Genomic DNA, 14,934 nt, shown 5'->3' with positions numbered 1-14,934 from the left:
GCGTCCGCTCCCAGCGTCGCCGCCGTACGGTGATCGCGACATGGCGAGAGCGGAACGGATCACCGGCGCAGGGCGCCGTCTGTGGCGGTGGAGTCGGGACTCCGGCACCCAGCCGCGGTTGTTGCTGGCCGGCAAGGCCGCGCTGGCCGCCACGATCGCGTGGACCCTGGCGAAGTACGCACCGGGCGTCGCCGCGGAGTACCCGTACTACGCACCGCTCGGTGCGATCGTCGCGATGCGCACGACCGTCTTCGCGGGGATCCGGGCCGGCGTCCAGACGCTGGTCGGCATCACGCTCGGCATCCTGATCGCCGGGTTCACGATGCTCATCGGCGATCCCGGGGTCATCGCGGTCGCGCTCGTCGTCGGCCTCGGGGTGCTCGTCTCGGGCTTCCGGATCCTGGGCGAGGGGTACTCGTGGGTGCCGATGGCGGCGCTCTTCGTGCTCCTCATCGGCGGCGGCAACGCGGAGGGCTACTCGTTCGCGTACGTCGTGCAGATGGCGATCGGCATCGGCATCGGGCTCGCGGTGAACTTCGCCGTGGTCCCCCCGCTGCACTTCTGGGACGCCGAGCGCCGCATCGACCAGGTGAACGCCGTGCTCGCGCAGCAGCTCGACGACCTGGCAGACGTGCTCGACGAGGGCGAGCCGGACACCGGTGCCTGGGACCGCCAGCAGGAGCGGCTGGACAAGGCGATCGCCGAGGTCCGGGACCGCGTCTCGACGGCGCAGGAGGCGCGCCGGATGAACCCCCGGAGCGTGCTTCGGGGACCGCGTGCGCGCCTGCAGACCGACGGTGCGCGCTTCCGGGCGCTCGAGCGCGTCGCCTGGTACACGACCGACCTCACCGAGCTGGTCGCCCGTTCGGGTCCGGTCGCGGAGAACATCGGGCGGCCGGACCCGGCGTTCGCAGGACCCTTCGCGGCGGCGCTCCGGAAGGTCGCCTGCGTGGTCCGCGGCGACTGCGAGGAGGACGGGGCGGACGAGTCGATCGCCGACCTCGAGCGCGCCATCGACGCCAGTGACGCGGACCCGTCGCAGGTGACGGTGACCTCCAGCGCGATCGTCGCGCTGCGCGGGGTGCTCGAGTCCGAGAAGCGGGCGACCGCGGACGTCGACACCGAGACCGGGCCCTCGGGACGACAGCGCTAGCGAGCGCCTCCGGTCAGCCGCGCGAGGCCGTCGCCCAGCGCTCGACGGCCTCGGCGGTGTCCGGGGCCACCGCGCGCATCAGGACGAAGTGCTCCCACGTGCCACCGTCCGACACGACGTCGAGGGTGCATGCGGTGTCGTCGCACGTCCGCCAGGCGCCGTCGCCGTCGTCGAGGCCGTCGAGGTCGATCCGCCCGTCGCGGTCGATCGTGCCCGCGGCCAGGCGCTGCTCCACCGCCCAGCCACCGTTCGGAAGGCGGTCGTACTGCGCCTGCTGCTGGTCGTACCGCGGATCGGACTCGACGGGCGCCACGAAGCCGCACGACGCTCCCGACAGACGGTCGAGCGCGTGCTCGACCGTCGTCGGAGCGACGTCGGTGCCCTCGAGTGCCCAGCGGAGCGTCGTGTCCGTGACCGCGTCCACGTTGTCGGCGACGCAGGGCGGCAGGCTGCCGTCGACGTGCTCGTCGACGCGGGCGGTGGTGACGGGGCTCGTGCGCACGGCGTCGCCGACCTGCTCGACGAGAGCGCGGAAGGGGGCGTCGAGTGCCGCCTCGGTCGTGTCCGGGTCGTCCTGGACGCGCTGCGCCAGGACCTGCACCCAGGCGTCACCGACGAGCACGTCGGAGACGCAGTACACGACCGCGGCGTCGCTCGCGCTGCAGCTCGGACCGCCGTCCAGGACGCCGGTCAGCCCGGACGCGGCGAGGTCCTGGTACTCCGCCGTGGCGTCGGGCAGCACCGTGACGCGCACGCCCTCGTAGCGGGGGTCGTCGATCGTCCCGAGCACGGTGCCGTCGAGCGGTGCGACGCCGGTGGTCGACGTGCAGGAGGAGCCACCGGCGACCACCGGTGCCCAGTCGGCGGCCGCGACGTGCGGGACGTCGGCGAGGGCGACCGCACGCGCGCCGGGGACGACGGCGTCGACTGCTGCTGCGGGCAACAGCGCCGAGCAGTCCGGTGTGCCGTCGCCGGCGGGGGCCGTCCCGAAGTCCACGGTCACCTCCGCGGACGGGCTGCTGCTCGGCGCGGACGACGCGGGCGGGCCGGAGGCGCTCGGTGTCGCGCCCTCGGTCGACGGCGACGAGCAGGCGGTGACCGCGAGGAGCACGGCGACCGACGTGGCGAGGACGGCCGCGCAGCGGGTACGAGGGAATCCCATGTCCGTGACGCTAACCCTCGCGTGTCACGGACCGGTGACGACCGCGTGCTCGCCGGTCACGATCAGGTGACGGCGTCCTCGCACGGCCGGAACTAGGATCGGGTCGTGCCCGTCGCGTCCCGTGTCGCCGTCCTCGGACCGGTGACGGTGGCGGGCCCGGACGGCGCCGCGGTCGCCGTTCCCGGTGCACTCGCGCGGTCGTTCCTGACCGCGCTGGTGCTCGCACCCGGCCGTGCACTCGGCACCGAGGCACTGATCGACGAGCTCTGGGGTGCGGACCGGCCGAAGGGCGCCCGGGCGGCCCTGCAGACCCTGGTCTCCCGACTGCGCCGGACGACGGCGGACGGTCTCGTCGTGTCGACCAGCACGGGGTACGCGCTCGGTGGCGACCCGGCGGACGTCGACCTCGTCGCCGCGGAGCGGGCCGTGCACGCACCCGACACCGCAGCGGTGCGGGCAGCGCTCGGCCGGTGGCGGGGTGCACCGGGTGCGGACGTCGACGGGGACCTGGGCTCGGCGCTCGCCGACCGCGCGGCCGCGGTCGAGCACGCCCTGTGTCGGCGGCTCGCCGTCCTGCTGCTCGAGGACGGCGACGCCGCCGCCGCTGCGACCACCTGGCTCGCCGAGGTCGACGCGGCGCCCTTCGACGACACGGCGGTCGGGGGAGCGATGCGCGCCCTCGACGTCGACGGGCGGACCCCAGAGGCACTCGCGGTGTTCGCCGCGCACCGCGGACGGCTGGCGGACGGACTCGGGGCTGATCCGTCCGCGGAGCTCGTGCGGCTGAACGCCGAGCTCCTGCGCCGGTCGGCGTCCGCGACCGACCACCCGGTCCGGCGGACCGGGCTCCGGGTCGCGCCGAACGAGCTCGTCGGGCGGCAGGACGACGTCGCGACGGTGTCCCGGTCGCTCGACGAGCACCGCCTGGTCACGGTGCTCGGCCCGGGCGGACTCGGCAAGACGCGCCTGGCGCAGGCCGTCGCCGCCGCGCTGCCCCCAACCACGGGCGTCGTCGTCTGCGAGCTCGCACCGATCGACGACGGCGAGGACCTGCTGCCTGCCCTCGGCGCACTGCTCGGGATCGCCGAGGTCCGGACGGCGCGCATGCTGCAGGACGCGGTCGTCACCGACCTGTGGGGCCGGGTGGTGCGTGCCCTCGACGACGGACCGACGGTGCTCGTGCTCGACAACTGCGAGCACCTGCTGCAGGCCGTGGCCCGCTGCACGGCCGACCTGCTCGCCGCCGTGCCCGGCCTGCGGGTGCTCACGACGTCCCGGGCACCGCTCGCCATCGCGGGCGAGGTCGTCGCACCCCTCGGACCGCTGCCGGTCGAGGCCGACGGCGCGGCGGTCCGGCTGTTCACCGAACGCGCCCGTGCCGCTCGGCCCGGTGCGGTGCTGCCCGTGGACGCGGTGCGCAGGATCTGCACCCGACTCGACGGGTCGCCGCTCGCCATCGAGCTCGCCGCCGCCCGCATCCGAGGGATGTCGGTCGACGAGGTCGAACGGCGGCTCGACGACCGCTTCGCCCTGCTGCGCGGTGGTGACCGGAGCGCTCCCGAACGGCACCGCACCCTGCTCGCCGTCATCGAGTGGAGCTGGCGGCTGCTCGACGAGGGCGCCCAGGACCTGCTGACCCGCCTCGCACTGTTCCCCGACGGTGTCGCGGTCGAGGCCGTCGAGTCGGTGGCGGAGCCCGGACGGCGGTGGGACGCGCTCGACGACCTCGCCGACCTGGTGGAACAGTCCCTCGTGCAGCTCGTCGAGGTCGAGGGGGAGCCGGTCCGCTACCGACTGCTCGAAACCGTGCGCGAGTTCGGCGCCGCACGCCTGGCGGCGCGGGGCACCACCGAGGCCGTGCGGGCGGCCATGACCGCGTGGGGCCGGGAGCTGTCGGCAGCGCGCAACCTGTTCGCACTGCGGGGTCCGGCGCAGCTCGTCGCGTTCACCGAGGTCCGCCGCGAGGCCGACACGCTCGTCACCCTGCTGCGCTGGGCGATCCGCGCCGACGACGTGCCGACGGTGGCGCAGGTCTTCGCGGCCCTCGGCGGGTACTGGACGCTCCGCGGGCTGCACCGCGAGGTCGCCGCGACCGCACCCGACGTCGTCGCGGCGCTGCGGTCGCGCGTGCCGGCGCCGGCCGACCGCACCGCGACGGTGATCGGCCTCGTGATGTGCGGTGCGACCGCGGTGTTCACCGACCTCCGCACCACCGCCCGGGCGATCAGCGGACTCCGGGAGCTGCACCGCTCCGGGCGTGCCGAGGACCCGGTCGTCGACGCGCTCGCCGGGCTCCTGCTCGCCCTGCCGCGACCCGAGCAGGGCTCCGCCGAGCTGGCACGGCTGCGTGCCCACCGGGAGCCCGCGGTCGCCCTGCTCGGCCACCTGCTCAGCGCGCCGCTGGCCGAGAACGACGGCGACCCGGCCGGGGCGCTGCGGTACATCCGGCGTGCGGAGGAGCTGGCACGGACGACCGGAGAGGCCTGGACCACGGGCACCGTCGCGGTCACGCTGACCCAGCTGCTCGCGCAGTCCGGGCGGTACCGGGAGTCCCTCGCCGCCGCCGTCACCGCCCGGGAGGACCTCGAGCTGTTCGGGGCGGAGGACGACCTGTACGAGATCGGGTGGACCGTCGGTCTCGCCTCGGCCGCGACCGGCGACGTCGACCGTGCACGTGCCGTCGCAGCAGACCTGCGGCACCGGCCCGACGGCGGCCGCGGCGGGTTCGACGACCGCGGGCTGATCGCCGTGCTCGCGGTCGCGATCACCGCCGAGTGCGCGCGGTACGAGGGCGACCTCGCCGGGGCCGCGGCGGCGTACGCCGCGGCCTGGGACGTCGTGCAGCCCGGTCGCGGACCCGCCGCGCACTGGGCGCTGACGGCGGGGGCGGCACGCATCGCGGCGGTGGACGAGGCGGGCGCGGGCCGGACCGACGGCGCGGCCCCGGGCCTCCCGGCAGCCGAACTGGCGGTCGCCCGCCGGATCCGTGTCGGCACCCTCGTGCAGCTGCGGCTCCGCCAGGCCCGCCGGGACGTGCCCGTCATCGGGACGGCACTCGCCGGGCTCGCGATCGCCTACGCGCGCACCGGACGTCCGGACACGGCTGCCGCGTGCTGGGGCACGCTCACGCGGATCGGCTCGCGGCAGGACTTCGCGGTGCTCGCGCACGCCCGGCTGCGACCGCTGCTCGCCGAGGTGGTGGGGGAGCCGGCGCTCGCCGACGCCGAGACGGCCGCGGCGGGCAGGGACCGGACCGAGGCGGTCTCGTGGGTGCGGCGCGTGCTCGAGGACGCTCGCCTGCCTGGCTGACCGGCGCTCGGGCCGTCCTCCCCCCGGACGGTCGCCCGGACCGTCAGGCCTTCCGCATGTACGCGCGGACCGTCAGCGGGGCGAACACCGCGACGACCACGGCCGCGCCGAGCAGGCTCAGCCAGAGGTCGCCGCCGACCACGCCGTGGTTCACCAGGTCGCGCACCGCGGTGATGAGGTGCGAGACCGGGTTGACCTCGGTGAACCAGCGCAGCCAGGCGGGCAGCGTGTCGGTCGGGACGAAGGCGTTCGACAGGAACGTCAGCGGGAACAGCACGAGGTTCGCGATGCCGGAGACGCTCGACGCGGTCCGGGCGATGACCCCGAAGTACGCGAAGACCCAGCTGATCGCCCACGCCACCACGATGACGAGCAGCGCCGCGAGGAGCACGGCGCCGAGTCCGCCGGCGGGGCGCAGCCCCATGACGATGCCCACCACGAACGTGATCGTCGTCGCGATGGCGTAGCGGACGGTGTCGGCGAGCAGGGCCCCGGCGAGCGGGGCGATCCGGGCGATCGGGAGCGACCGGAACCGGTCGAACACGCCCTTGTCCATGTCCTCGCGGAGCTGCACGCCGGTGACGACCGACGACGTGATCGCCGTCTGCACGAGGATGCCGGGGATGATCACGGGCAGGTAGCTGCCGACGTCGCCGGAGATCGCGCCGCCGAAGATGTACGTGAACATCACCGTGAAGACGATCGGCATGAGCGTGACGTCGAACAGCTGCTCGGGGGTACGGCGGATCTTCACGAGTCCGCGGTACGCCATCGTGAACGACTGGCGGACGGTGGCGGCCGGGCCGGTGCCGCCGATCCCGGGTCGGGGTGTCACGCGGGGCGACGACGTGGTGGTGGGGGTCGGGGCGAGGGTGGTCATGCGGGGCTCCCTTCGAGCGCGCGCTCGGACTCGGTGTCGGTGTCGGCGTCCGCGGACGTCGGCGAGCCGGTGATGGTGAGGAAGACCTCGTCGAGGGTCGGCTTCTGCACGCTCATCTCGGCGAGGGAGACGCCCGCTTCGCGGAACGACACGAGCAGGTCGGTGACCCGGTCGGGCGCCGTCATCGGGGCGGTGAGCCGCGCGCCCTCCGGGCTGACGACCGCCGGGGTGCCGAGCACGCGCTCGACGAGCGACGCCGCGGTCGCGAGGGCGTCCGCATCCGCGTCCGCCAGGCGGAGCTGCAGCGAGGCCGTGCCGACCGAGGACTTCAGTTCGTCCGCGGTGCCCTCGGCCACGACACGTCCGTGGTCGATGACGGCGATGCGGTCGGCGAGCTGGTCGGCCTCGTCGAGGTACTGCGTCGTGAGCAGGACGGTCGACCCGGTCGCGACGAGCTCGCGGATCGTGTCCCACATCTGCGCCCGGGTGCGGGGGTCGAGGCCGGTCGTCGGCTCGTCGAGGAAGATGAGCGGCGGCTGCGCGATGAGGCTCGCGGCCAGGTCGAGCCGGCGGCGCATGCCCCCGGAGAACTTCTTGAGCGGACGCGACGCCGCCTCGGACAGCCCGAAGCGCTCGAGCAGCTCGACCGCCTTGCGCTTCGCGTCGCCGCGGGAGAGGCCGAGCAGCCGCGCGAAGATGACGAGGTTCTCGGTGGCGCTGAGCGTCTCGTCGACGCTCGCGTACTGCCCCGTCACCCCGATCAGGGAGCGGACCGTCTGCGGCTCGCGGCGGACGTCGTGCCCGAAGACGCGGGCCTCGCCGCCGTCCGGCCGCAGCAGGGTCGCGAGCATCGAGATGGTGGTCGTCTTGCCGGCGCCGTTCGGGCCGAGCACGCCGTAGACCGTGCCGGCCTCGACGCGGAGGTCGACCCCGTCCACGGCGCGGTTGCTGCCGAACGTCTTGACGAGGCCGGTCGCCTCGACGGCGAGTGGTGTGGTGGTCATCGCACAGGTCCTTTCGTCGATGTCGGGACGATCGTGCCGCCGGCCGCTCACGCGGCACTGACGTGGCGCTGACACGGTCGGACGCTCTCCGTCAGCGGGGCGGGCGCGGTCGTCGTCGGCGGGGCCGGACGGGAGGCCCGCCCCGGCCCCGGTACGCTCGCTCCCGTGGCAGGGACGGACGACTCGGGTGCCGGTGTCGGCGGTGCCGTGCGGCTGCGGCTGGACGTCGCCTACGACGGGGCTGCCTTCTCGGGCTGGGCCCGGCAGCCCGGCCTGCGGACCGTGCAGGGCGCGCTCGAGTCCGCGCTCGCCACGGTCTTCACCCGGTGGGGCGCGCCGCCGCAGCTGACGGTCGCCGGTCGGACGGACGCCGGGGTGCACGCCACCGGGCAGGTCGCCCACGTCGACCTGACCGCGGAGCAGTGGGGTGCGCTCACCCGTCCGCGGCGGTCGTCGCCGGACGGCCCTCCTCGCACCTCGCTCGACGGACTCGTCAAGCGCGTGAACGGTCTCGCCGGGGCGACGGGCGACGTCGTCGTCACGCGCGCGTCGGTCGCACCGGACGGCTTCGACGCCCGGTTCTCCCCGCTCTGGCGGCGCTACGAGTACCGGGTGGCGGACGCCGACGCCCCGCGCGATCCACGTCGCCGCGGGCACACGCTCTGGCACCCGACGCGCCTCGACCCGGCGGCGATGGAGCGCGGTGCGCTGACGTTGCTCGGGCTGCACGACTTCGCGACCTTCTGCAAGCCGCGCGCGGGCGCGACCACGATCCGGACGCTGCAGGAGTTCCGCTGGGACCGCGAGCCGGACGGCGTGCTGGTGGCGCGCCTCCAGGCCGACGCGTTCTGCCACTCCATGGTGCGGGCGATGGTCGGGGCGACCATCGCCGTCGGGGAGGGCCGCTTCGGCCCGGACCGCCTCGAGGAGCTGCGGGTCGCGCAGCAGCGCACGAGCGCGTTCAAGGTCGCACCCGCGGCCGGTCTGACCCTCACCGAGGTGGGCTACCCGGGGGACGACGAGCTCGCGGCCCGGGCGGCGCAGACCCGTGCGCGCCGGACGGACGACGAGCCGGACGCCGGTACCGTCGGGGGATGAGCTCCCGCAGGCCCCGGTCCGTCGTCTCCGTGGCACCCGGTGTGGTGTTCGTCGAGGGGCCGGTCTCGAACTGGGTCGTGCTCGCCGAGGAGGACGGCGTCGCGCTGATCGACGCCGGCTACCCCGCGGACACCGCGCTCGTCCTCGACACCGTGCGCTGGGCGGGGCACGACCTCGGCGACCTCCGACGCATCTACGTCACGCACGGGCACGTCGACCACGTCGGGGGCATCCCGGGGATCCTCGAGCGGTACCCGCACGTGCAGGTCCTGGCGCACGCCGACGAGCTCGACAACGTGCGCGGGCCGCAGCGGCAGCAGGTCCGGCCGGCGGAGATCGGCGGGCGTCTCGCCGCACCGCGGACGTTCCGCTGGCTGGCGCGGGCCGTCGGTTCCGACGCCCTGCGTCCCGTGACCGTCCCCACTGCCCGGGCCTTCACCGCGCACGACTTCGCGGGGCGTGCGATGACGCCGTTCCCCGCCGTCGGGCACACGGCCGGCTCGACCGCGTACCTGTTGCCGGCCGCGAACGCCATCGTCACCGGGGACGCGGTCGTCTCGCACCACGACACGCTCCCGGGGTCGTGGCAGCCGCGGCCACGCATGATCACGCCGTTCTTCACCGCGGACCAGGCGACGGCGCTCGAGTCCGCACGGGCGCTGCCGATCCCGGAGATCGTGCTGCCCGGGCACGGACCGGCCGTGCACCGGGTCGGCAGCGGGTGGGTGCCGGTCGCCGGCTGAGCGCGCCGCCGGGCACCGTCCCGTCGCCACGCTGCGCACCCCGGACGGGGGTGGACCGGATCGTTCACCTGCCGGAAACCTGAGTGGCCCCGCAGGTCGCTAGCGTGCTGGAGTCCCCCTCCTCCTGCCGAAGGTCAGCATGCCCAACCTCCTGCGGCGCACCGTGCTGTGCGCCACGGTGGCAGCGACGCTCGTCGCCGCCCCGCTCGTCTCCGTCTCCACCGCCGTCGCGGACCCCGCGGGCGCCGGCCTCGTCATCGCCGAGGCGTACCTGAAGGGCGGCAGCGCGAACCAGCCGTTCACGAACAAGTTCGTCGAGATCGCGAACCCGACCGACACCGCCGTCGCCGTGGACGGGTGGTCGATCCAGTACCGGGCCGCCGCGAACACCGGCACGCCGTCGGTCGGCAAGCTCGCCGGCACCGTCCCCGCACACGGGTCGTACCTCGTGCAGATGGGCTCGAACGGGACGAACGGCCAGGCGCTGCCCACCCCCGACGCCGTGACCGGCCTCAACCCGTCCGGGTCGACCGGCACGCTCGTCCTGTCCGACCAGGCCACGGCGCTCACGCTGCCGGTCGGCTCGGTCACCACCGGGACGCCCGGCGTCGTCGACCTGCTGGGCTACGGCACGTCGAACACCTTCGAGACCGCCGTCGCGCCGACCGGGACGGCGAACTCCGTGCCGGACGCGCTGCACCGCGACGGCACCGTCGACACCGACTCCAACGCGGCGGACTTCGCCCTGGGCTCGACGGTGACGCCGGAGAACTCCGGTGGCGCCGGCACGACACCGACCGACCCGGGCACCCCCACCGACCCCGGCACGCCGACCACGCCTGCCGAAGCGGTCACGATCGCCGAGCTGCAGGGCACGGGTCCCGCGTCGCCGTACGTGGGGAAGCGCGTCGTCACCGAGGGCGTCGTGACCGCGGTCTACGCCACGGGTGGGCTGAACGGCTACACGATCCAGACCGCCGGTACGGGCGGGGCGGTCGACCTCGCCACCCACACCGCGTCGGACGCCGTGTTCGTGTTCTCCGCCGCGACCGCGGGCAGCGTCGCCATCGGGGACGCCGTGCGCCTCACGGGCACGGTCGCCGAGTACAACGGCCTCACCGAGCTCGAGATCGGCTCGACCGCCGACGTCGAGGAGCTCCCCGCCGCGGGCGTCGTGCAGCCGGTCCCGGCCACGCTGACCCTGCCGCGCACGGACGCGCAGCGCGAGTCGCTCGAGAGCATGCTGATCGCGCCGCAGGGCGACTACACGGTCGCCGACAACTACACGACGAACCAGTACGGCGAGATCGCGCTCGCCGCGGGGACGAAGCGCCTGATCCAGCCGACCGAGGTCGCCCGCCCGGGCAGCGCCGAGGCCGCCGAGGTCGCCGCCGACAACGCCGCACGCACGGTGGTCCTCGACGACGGCGCGAGCACGAACTTCCTCAGCGCCGCGAACCAGTCGGTCCCGGTGTCCTGGCTCACGCAGGGCCCGGTCACGGTCGGTGCCGCAGCGACCTTCTCGGAGCCGGTCGTCCTCGACTACCGCAACGACACCTGGAAGTTCCAGCCGACGTCGCCGATCACCGGTGCGACGCCCGCGGCAGACCTGCCCGCGTCGTTCTCGCAGGTCCGCACCGCGGCCCCCGAGAACGTCGGTGGGGACCTCAAGCTCGCCGGGTTCAACGTGCTGAACTACTTCCCGACCACGGGCGACCAGCTCACCGGCTGCACGTACTACACCGACCGCGACGGCGACCCCGTGACCGTCCGCGGTGGCTGCGACGCCCGTGGCGCCGCGAACGCCGACGACCTCGAGCGCCAGCAGGTGAAGATCGTGAAGGCGATCAACGCCCTCGGTGCCGACGTGGTCTCCCTCGAGGAGATCGAGAACTCGGCACGGTTCGGCAAGGACCGCGACGCCGCCGTCGGCACGCTCGTCTCCGCGCTGAACGCGGCGACCGGCCAGGACACCTGGGCGTACGTGCCGTCCCCGGCGGTGCTGCCCGCGAGCGAGGACGTCATCCGCCTCGCCCTCATCTACAAGCAGGACCGCGTCGCACCCGTCGGCGAGTCGACCATCCTCGACGACCCGGCCTTCGCGAACGCCCGCCAGCCCGTCGCGGACGCCTTCCGCCCGGTCGGCGGGGACGCGGACGACGACTTCCTGGTGATCGCGAACCACTTCAAGTCGAAGGGCTCCGGCTCGGGCGCGGACGCCGACCAGGGCGACGGCCAGGGTGCCTCGAACGCGTCCCGCGTGGCACAGGCGACTGCGCTCGCCGCGTTCTCGACCACCGAGCAGGAGAAGTACGGCACCGACAGGGTGTTCATGCTCGGCGACTTCAACGCCTACAGCGAGGAGGACCCGATGGTCGTCCTGCGCGACGCCGGTTACACCGACCTCGGGCCGGCGAAGGACCCGACCGAGTACTCCTACGTGTTCAGCGGCCTGAGCGGTTCGCTCGACCACGTGCTGGCCTCACCCGCGGCGCTCGAGGCCGTGACCGGCGTGGACATCTGGAACATCAACTCGACCGAGTCGGTGGGCCTGGAGTACAGCCGCTACGACTACAACGTCACCGACCTGTACCGCGACGACGTGTACCGGGCGAGCGACCACGACCCGATCCTGGTCGGCTTCGACCTGGCCGAGGACGAGACCCCGACGCCGGGTGACGGTGGCACGCCGGGCAACGGCGGAACCCCAGGCGGACCCGGCCACGGCGGCGACCACCCGGGCAAGCCGGGCAAGCCGGGTCACGGCGGCGACCACCCGGGCAAGCCGGGTCACGGTGACGGGAAGCCGGGCGGGCCGGGTCACGGTGGCTTCGTCGCGGACGTCGTCCGTGTCGTGCTCGGTGTGTTCGGCTGGCTGCGTGGGCTGTTCGGCTGAGGTGACCACGGCCCGGACGTGACCGGGTGACGGGCGGGCGGGCGCGGTGTCGGACGGCACCGCGCCTCCCGTCCGTCACGGCCCGTTCGACAAGGCGAGCCGCGTCGGGTAGGCTCTCACCTTGGTCTGTGCGCCCCGTGCGCCGGACAGTCAGATGAGCCCTCCACCGGGCAGTTCCACGAGCATCGCCCGCGGAACACCCACCGGAGCGGGATTCACGGACTCCTCACCTCGACACGAAAGCAGCACTCCTGTGACTCGTACGTTCTCCCCGAAGCCGGCAGACGTCCAGCACGACTGGATCGTCATCGACGCGACCGACGTCGTCCTCGGCCGTCTCGCCACCCACGCCGCGGCGCTCCTGCGCGGCAAGCACAAGGCCACCTTCGCCCAGCACATGGACACGGGTGACTACGTCATCATCATCAACGCGGACAAGGTCGCCCTCACCGGCTCCAAGCTCGCGAAGAAGGTCTACTACCGTCACTCGGGCTACCCGGGCGGCCTCACGGCGACCTCCTACCCGGAGATGCTCGAGAAGCACCCGACCCGCGCCGTCGAGAAGGCGATCCGCGGCATGCTGCCGAAGAACACCCTCGGCCGTGAGCAGCTCAAGAAGCTCAAGGTCTACGCCGGCGCAGAGCACCCGCACGCCGCGCAGCAGCCCAAGGCGTACACCTTCGACCAGGTCGCACAGTAGTTCCGGCCACGACGACTTCAAGGACTGATAAAACTCATGGCTCAGATCGCTGACTCCCTCGACCAGACCCCGGAGAGCTTCACCACCGAGAGCGCCCCGGCGTCCTCGGAGGCCGCTCCCCGCCAGATCCTCAACGTCTCGGGCGGTGCCGTCGGGCGCCGCAAGGAGGCCATCGCCCGCGTGCGTCTCGTCCCCGGTGGCGGCTCGTTCACGGTCAACGGCCGCACGCTCGAGGACTACTTCCCGAACAAGCTGCACCAGCAGTTGATCAACGACCCGTTCAAGGTGCTCGAGCTCCTCGGCGCCTACGACGTCGTCGCTCGCATCACCGGTGGTGGCCCCTCGGGTCAGGCCGGTGCGCTCCGCCTCGCCATCGCGCGTGCGCTGAACGAGATCGACCGCGAGAACAACCGCGCCACCCTCAAGAAGGCCGGCTTCCTCACCCGTGACGCCCGCGTCATCGAGCGCAAGAAGGCCGGTCTCAAGAAGGCCCGCAAGGCGTCGCAGTTCTCGAAGCGCTAGTCGCGCGACGAACCCGATCGCAATGCCGCGTCTGTTCGGTACCGACGGTGTTCGTGGACTCGCCAACGGCGAGCTGACGGCCGCGCTGGCTCTGGGTCTCGCCCAGGCCAGCGCGGCCGTGCTCACACACGGACACCATGCGGACGCCCGCCGGGCGTCCGGTCGACCGCGCCCCCGCGCGGTCCTGGCGCGCGACCCGCGCGTCTCCGGTGAGTTCCTGGGTGCCGCGGTCGCGGCCGGTCTCGCCTCCGCCGGTGTCGACGTGCTCGACGCCGGGGTCATCCCCACCCCCGCTGCAGCGTTCCTCGTCGCGGACATCGACGCCGACTTCGGCGTGATGATCTCCGCGTCCCACAACCCCGCGCCCGACAACGGGATCAAGTTCTTCGCCACGGGCGGCCGCAAGCTGCCGGACGAGGTCGAGGACCGCATCGAAGCGGCCATGCACGACCAGTCCGCCCCGACGCCCACCGGTGGCGACGTCGGCCGGATCACCCGCTTCGCCGACGCCGAGGACCGCTACGTCGTCCACCTGCTCGGCACGCTGCCGCACCGGCTCGACGGCCTGCACGTCGTGCTCGACTGCGCGAACGGTGCCGCCGCGGGCGTCTCGCCCGAGGTCTTCGTCAACGCCGGCGCTCGCGTCACGCTGATCGGCGCGGACCCGGACGGCATGAACATCAACGACGGTGTGGGCTCGACCCACATCGACAACCTCGCCGCCGCCGTGCTGGCGCACGGCGCCGACGTGGGCATCGCGCACGACGGCGACGCCGACCGCTGCCTCGCGGTGGACGCCGCCGGCAACGCCGTCGACGGCGACCAGATCATGGCGATCCTGGCGCTCTCGCTCCAGGAGCGGGGCCGGCTCGCCGACGACACGCTCGTCGCGACCGTCATGTCGAACCTCGGGCTCAAGCGGGCCATGGCGGACGCGGGCATCACGGTGCTCGAGACCGGCGTGGGCGACCGCTACGTGCTCGAGAAGATGAACGAGGGCGGCTTCTCGCTCGGTGGCGAGCAGTCCGGCCACATCATCTTCAACGACTACGCCACCACCGGCGACGGCGTGCTGACGGGCCTGCACCTGGTGGCCGAGATGGCCCGCACGGGCAAGAGCCTGCAGGAGCTCGCGTCGTGCATGACCGTCTTCCCGCAGGTGCTCCTCAACGTGCGCGGTGTCGACCGCCACGGGCTGGACGACCAGGGCGTGCAGGACGCGATCGCCGCGGCGACCGAAGCCCTCGGCGACGCCGGTCGGGTGCTGCTGCGCCCGTCGGGCACCGAGCCCGTCGTCCGCGTGATGGTCGAGGCGGCGTCGCAGGAGGATGCCCAGCGGGTCGCCGAGGAGCTGGCTGCCGTCGTGCGCGACCGGCTGGCGATCGACGCGGCCGCGTAGGGCACTCGCACGCGACGTCCCGGGTCGTCGGAACAACCGGAAGCGGCTCGCGCCACGTGATCACGTGG

Annotated in this window: 11 protein-coding genes; 8 read left to right on the top strand and 3 right to left on the bottom strand. The window is 73.7% G+C overall.

Annotated features, from left to right (window positions below):
• Positions 1-40: 40 nt before the first annotated feature.
• On the top strand, positions 41-1,153 hold the full coding sequence (locus tag M3677_RS11655) for an aromatic acid exporter family protein (RefSeq protein ID WP_209684907.1): 1,113 nt from the start codon (positions 41-43) through the stop codon (positions 1,151-1,153).
• Positions 1,154-1,166: 13 nt separating this feature from the next.
• Here M3677_RS11655 and M3677_RS11650 read toward each other — a convergent pair whose 3' ends face one another.
• A complete protein-coding gene (locus M3677_RS11650; protein WP_251160638.1) occupies positions 1,167-2,315 on the bottom strand; it encodes a hypothetical protein in 1,149 nt (382 codons plus the stop codon).
• Between the two features lie 105 nt (positions 2,316-2,420).
• Here M3677_RS11650 and M3677_RS11645 point away from each other — a divergent pair, with 105 nt between their 5' ends.
• The gene (locus M3677_RS11645) at positions 2,421-5,624 is read left to right on the top strand and encodes a BTAD domain-containing putative transcriptional regulator (protein WP_251160637.1); all 3,204 of its coding nucleotides are present in this window, start codon (positions 2,421-2,423) and stop codon (positions 5,622-5,624) included.
• Positions 5,625-5,667: 43 nt separating this feature from the next.
• On the opposite strand, the gene M3677_RS11640 is transcribed toward M3677_RS11645, so the two are convergent.
• Positions 5,668-6,504: an ABC transporter permease gene (locus M3677_RS11640; RefSeq protein WP_209684910.1), complete on the bottom strand. Its 837-nt coding sequence runs from the start codon at positions 6,502-6,504 to the stop codon at positions 5,668-5,670.
• A complete protein-coding gene (locus M3677_RS11635; RefSeq protein WP_251160636.1) occupies positions 6,501-7,508 on the bottom strand; it encodes an ATP-binding cassette domain-containing protein in 1,008 nt (335 codons plus the stop codon). Before M3677_RS11635 ends, M3677_RS11640 begins: the two co-directional genes overlap by 4 nt.
• A 165-nt stretch (positions 7,509-7,673) precedes the next feature.
• Here M3677_RS11635 and M3677_RS11630 point away from each other — a divergent pair, with 165 nt between their 5' ends.
• The 6 genes from M3677_RS11630 (at position 7,674) to glmM (ending at position 14,866) form a co-directional block, all read left to right on the top strand.
• Positions 7,674-8,606, top strand: a complete 933-nt coding sequence (locus M3677_RS11630; RefSeq protein WP_251160635.1) for a tRNA pseudouridine synthase A — start codon at positions 7,674-7,676, stop codon at positions 8,604-8,606.
• Positions 8,603-9,349: an MBL fold metallo-hydrolase gene (locus tag M3677_RS11625; RefSeq protein WP_066656985.1), complete on the top strand. Its 747-nt coding sequence runs from the start codon at positions 8,603-8,605 to the stop codon at positions 9,347-9,349. Before M3677_RS11630 ends, M3677_RS11625 begins: the two co-directional genes overlap by 4 nt.
• A gap of 139 nt (positions 9,350-9,488) precedes the next feature.
• On the top strand, positions 9,489-12,245 hold the full coding sequence (locus tag M3677_RS11620; protein WP_251160634.1) for an ExeM/NucH family extracellular endonuclease: 2,757 nt from the start codon (positions 9,489-9,491) through the stop codon (positions 12,243-12,245).
• 253 nt (positions 12,246-12,498) lie between these two features.
• The gene (rplM, locus tag M3677_RS11615; RefSeq protein WP_251160633.1) at positions 12,499-12,945 is read left to right on the top strand and encodes a 50S ribosomal protein L13; all 447 of its coding nucleotides are present in this window, start codon (positions 12,499-12,501) and stop codon (positions 12,943-12,945) included.
• Positions 12,946-12,981: 36 nt separating this feature from the next.
• Entirely contained in the window at positions 12,982-13,467 is a 486-nt protein-coding gene (gene rpsI, locus M3677_RS11610) for a 30S ribosomal protein S9 (RefSeq protein WP_066656983.1), read from the top strand.
• Between the two features lie 22 nt (positions 13,468-13,489).
• On the top strand, positions 13,490-14,866 hold the full coding sequence (glmM, locus tag M3677_RS11605) for a phosphoglucosamine mutase (RefSeq protein WP_066656981.1): 1,377 nt from the start codon (positions 13,490-13,492) through the stop codon (positions 14,864-14,866).
• The last annotated feature ends 68 nt before the right edge of the window (positions 14,867-14,934 follow it).

It is taken from the genome of Curtobacterium sp. P97 (assembly GCF_023712445.1).
Lineage (GTDB): Bacteria > Actinomycetota > Actinomycetes > Actinomycetales > Microbacteriaceae > Curtobacterium.
Note: the sequence above shows the minus strand (reverse complement) of the source record. Positions and strands in the feature narration are given on the sequence as shown.

What these genes read in the sequence shown, in the direction of transcription:
- M3677_RS11620 (WP_251160634.1), top strand. Translation starts at nt 9,489, where the DNA reads ATGCCCAACCTCCTGCGGCGCACCGTGCTGTGCGCCACGGTGGCAGCG.
- M3677_RS11650 (WP_251160638.1), bottom strand. Translation starts at nt 2,315, where the DNA reads ATGGGATTCCCTCGTACCCGCTGCGCGGCCGTCCTCGCCACGTCGGTC.
- M3677_RS11640 (WP_209684910.1), bottom strand. Translation starts at nt 6,504, where the DNA reads ATGACCACCCTCGCCCCGACCCCCACCACCACGTCGTCGCCCCGCGTG.
- M3677_RS11625 (WP_066656985.1), top strand. Translation starts at nt 8,603, where the DNA reads ATGAGCTCCCGCAGGCCCCGGTCCGTCGTCTCCGTGGCACCCGGTGTG.
- glmM (WP_066656981.1), top strand. Translation starts at nt 13,490, where the DNA reads ATGCCGCGTCTGTTCGGTACCGACGGTGTTCGTGGACTCGCCAACGGC.
- rpsI (WP_066656983.1), top strand. Translation starts at nt 12,982, where the DNA reads ATGGCTCAGATCGCTGACTCCCTCGACCAGACCCCGGAGAGCTTCACC.
- M3677_RS11655 (WP_209684907.1), top strand. Translation starts at nt 41, where the DNA reads ATGGCGAGAGCGGAACGGATCACCGGCGCAGGGCGCCGTCTGTGGCGG.
- M3677_RS11635 (WP_251160636.1), bottom strand. Translation starts at nt 7,508, where the DNA reads ATGACCACCACACCACTCGCCGTCGAGGCGACCGGCCTCGTCAAGACG.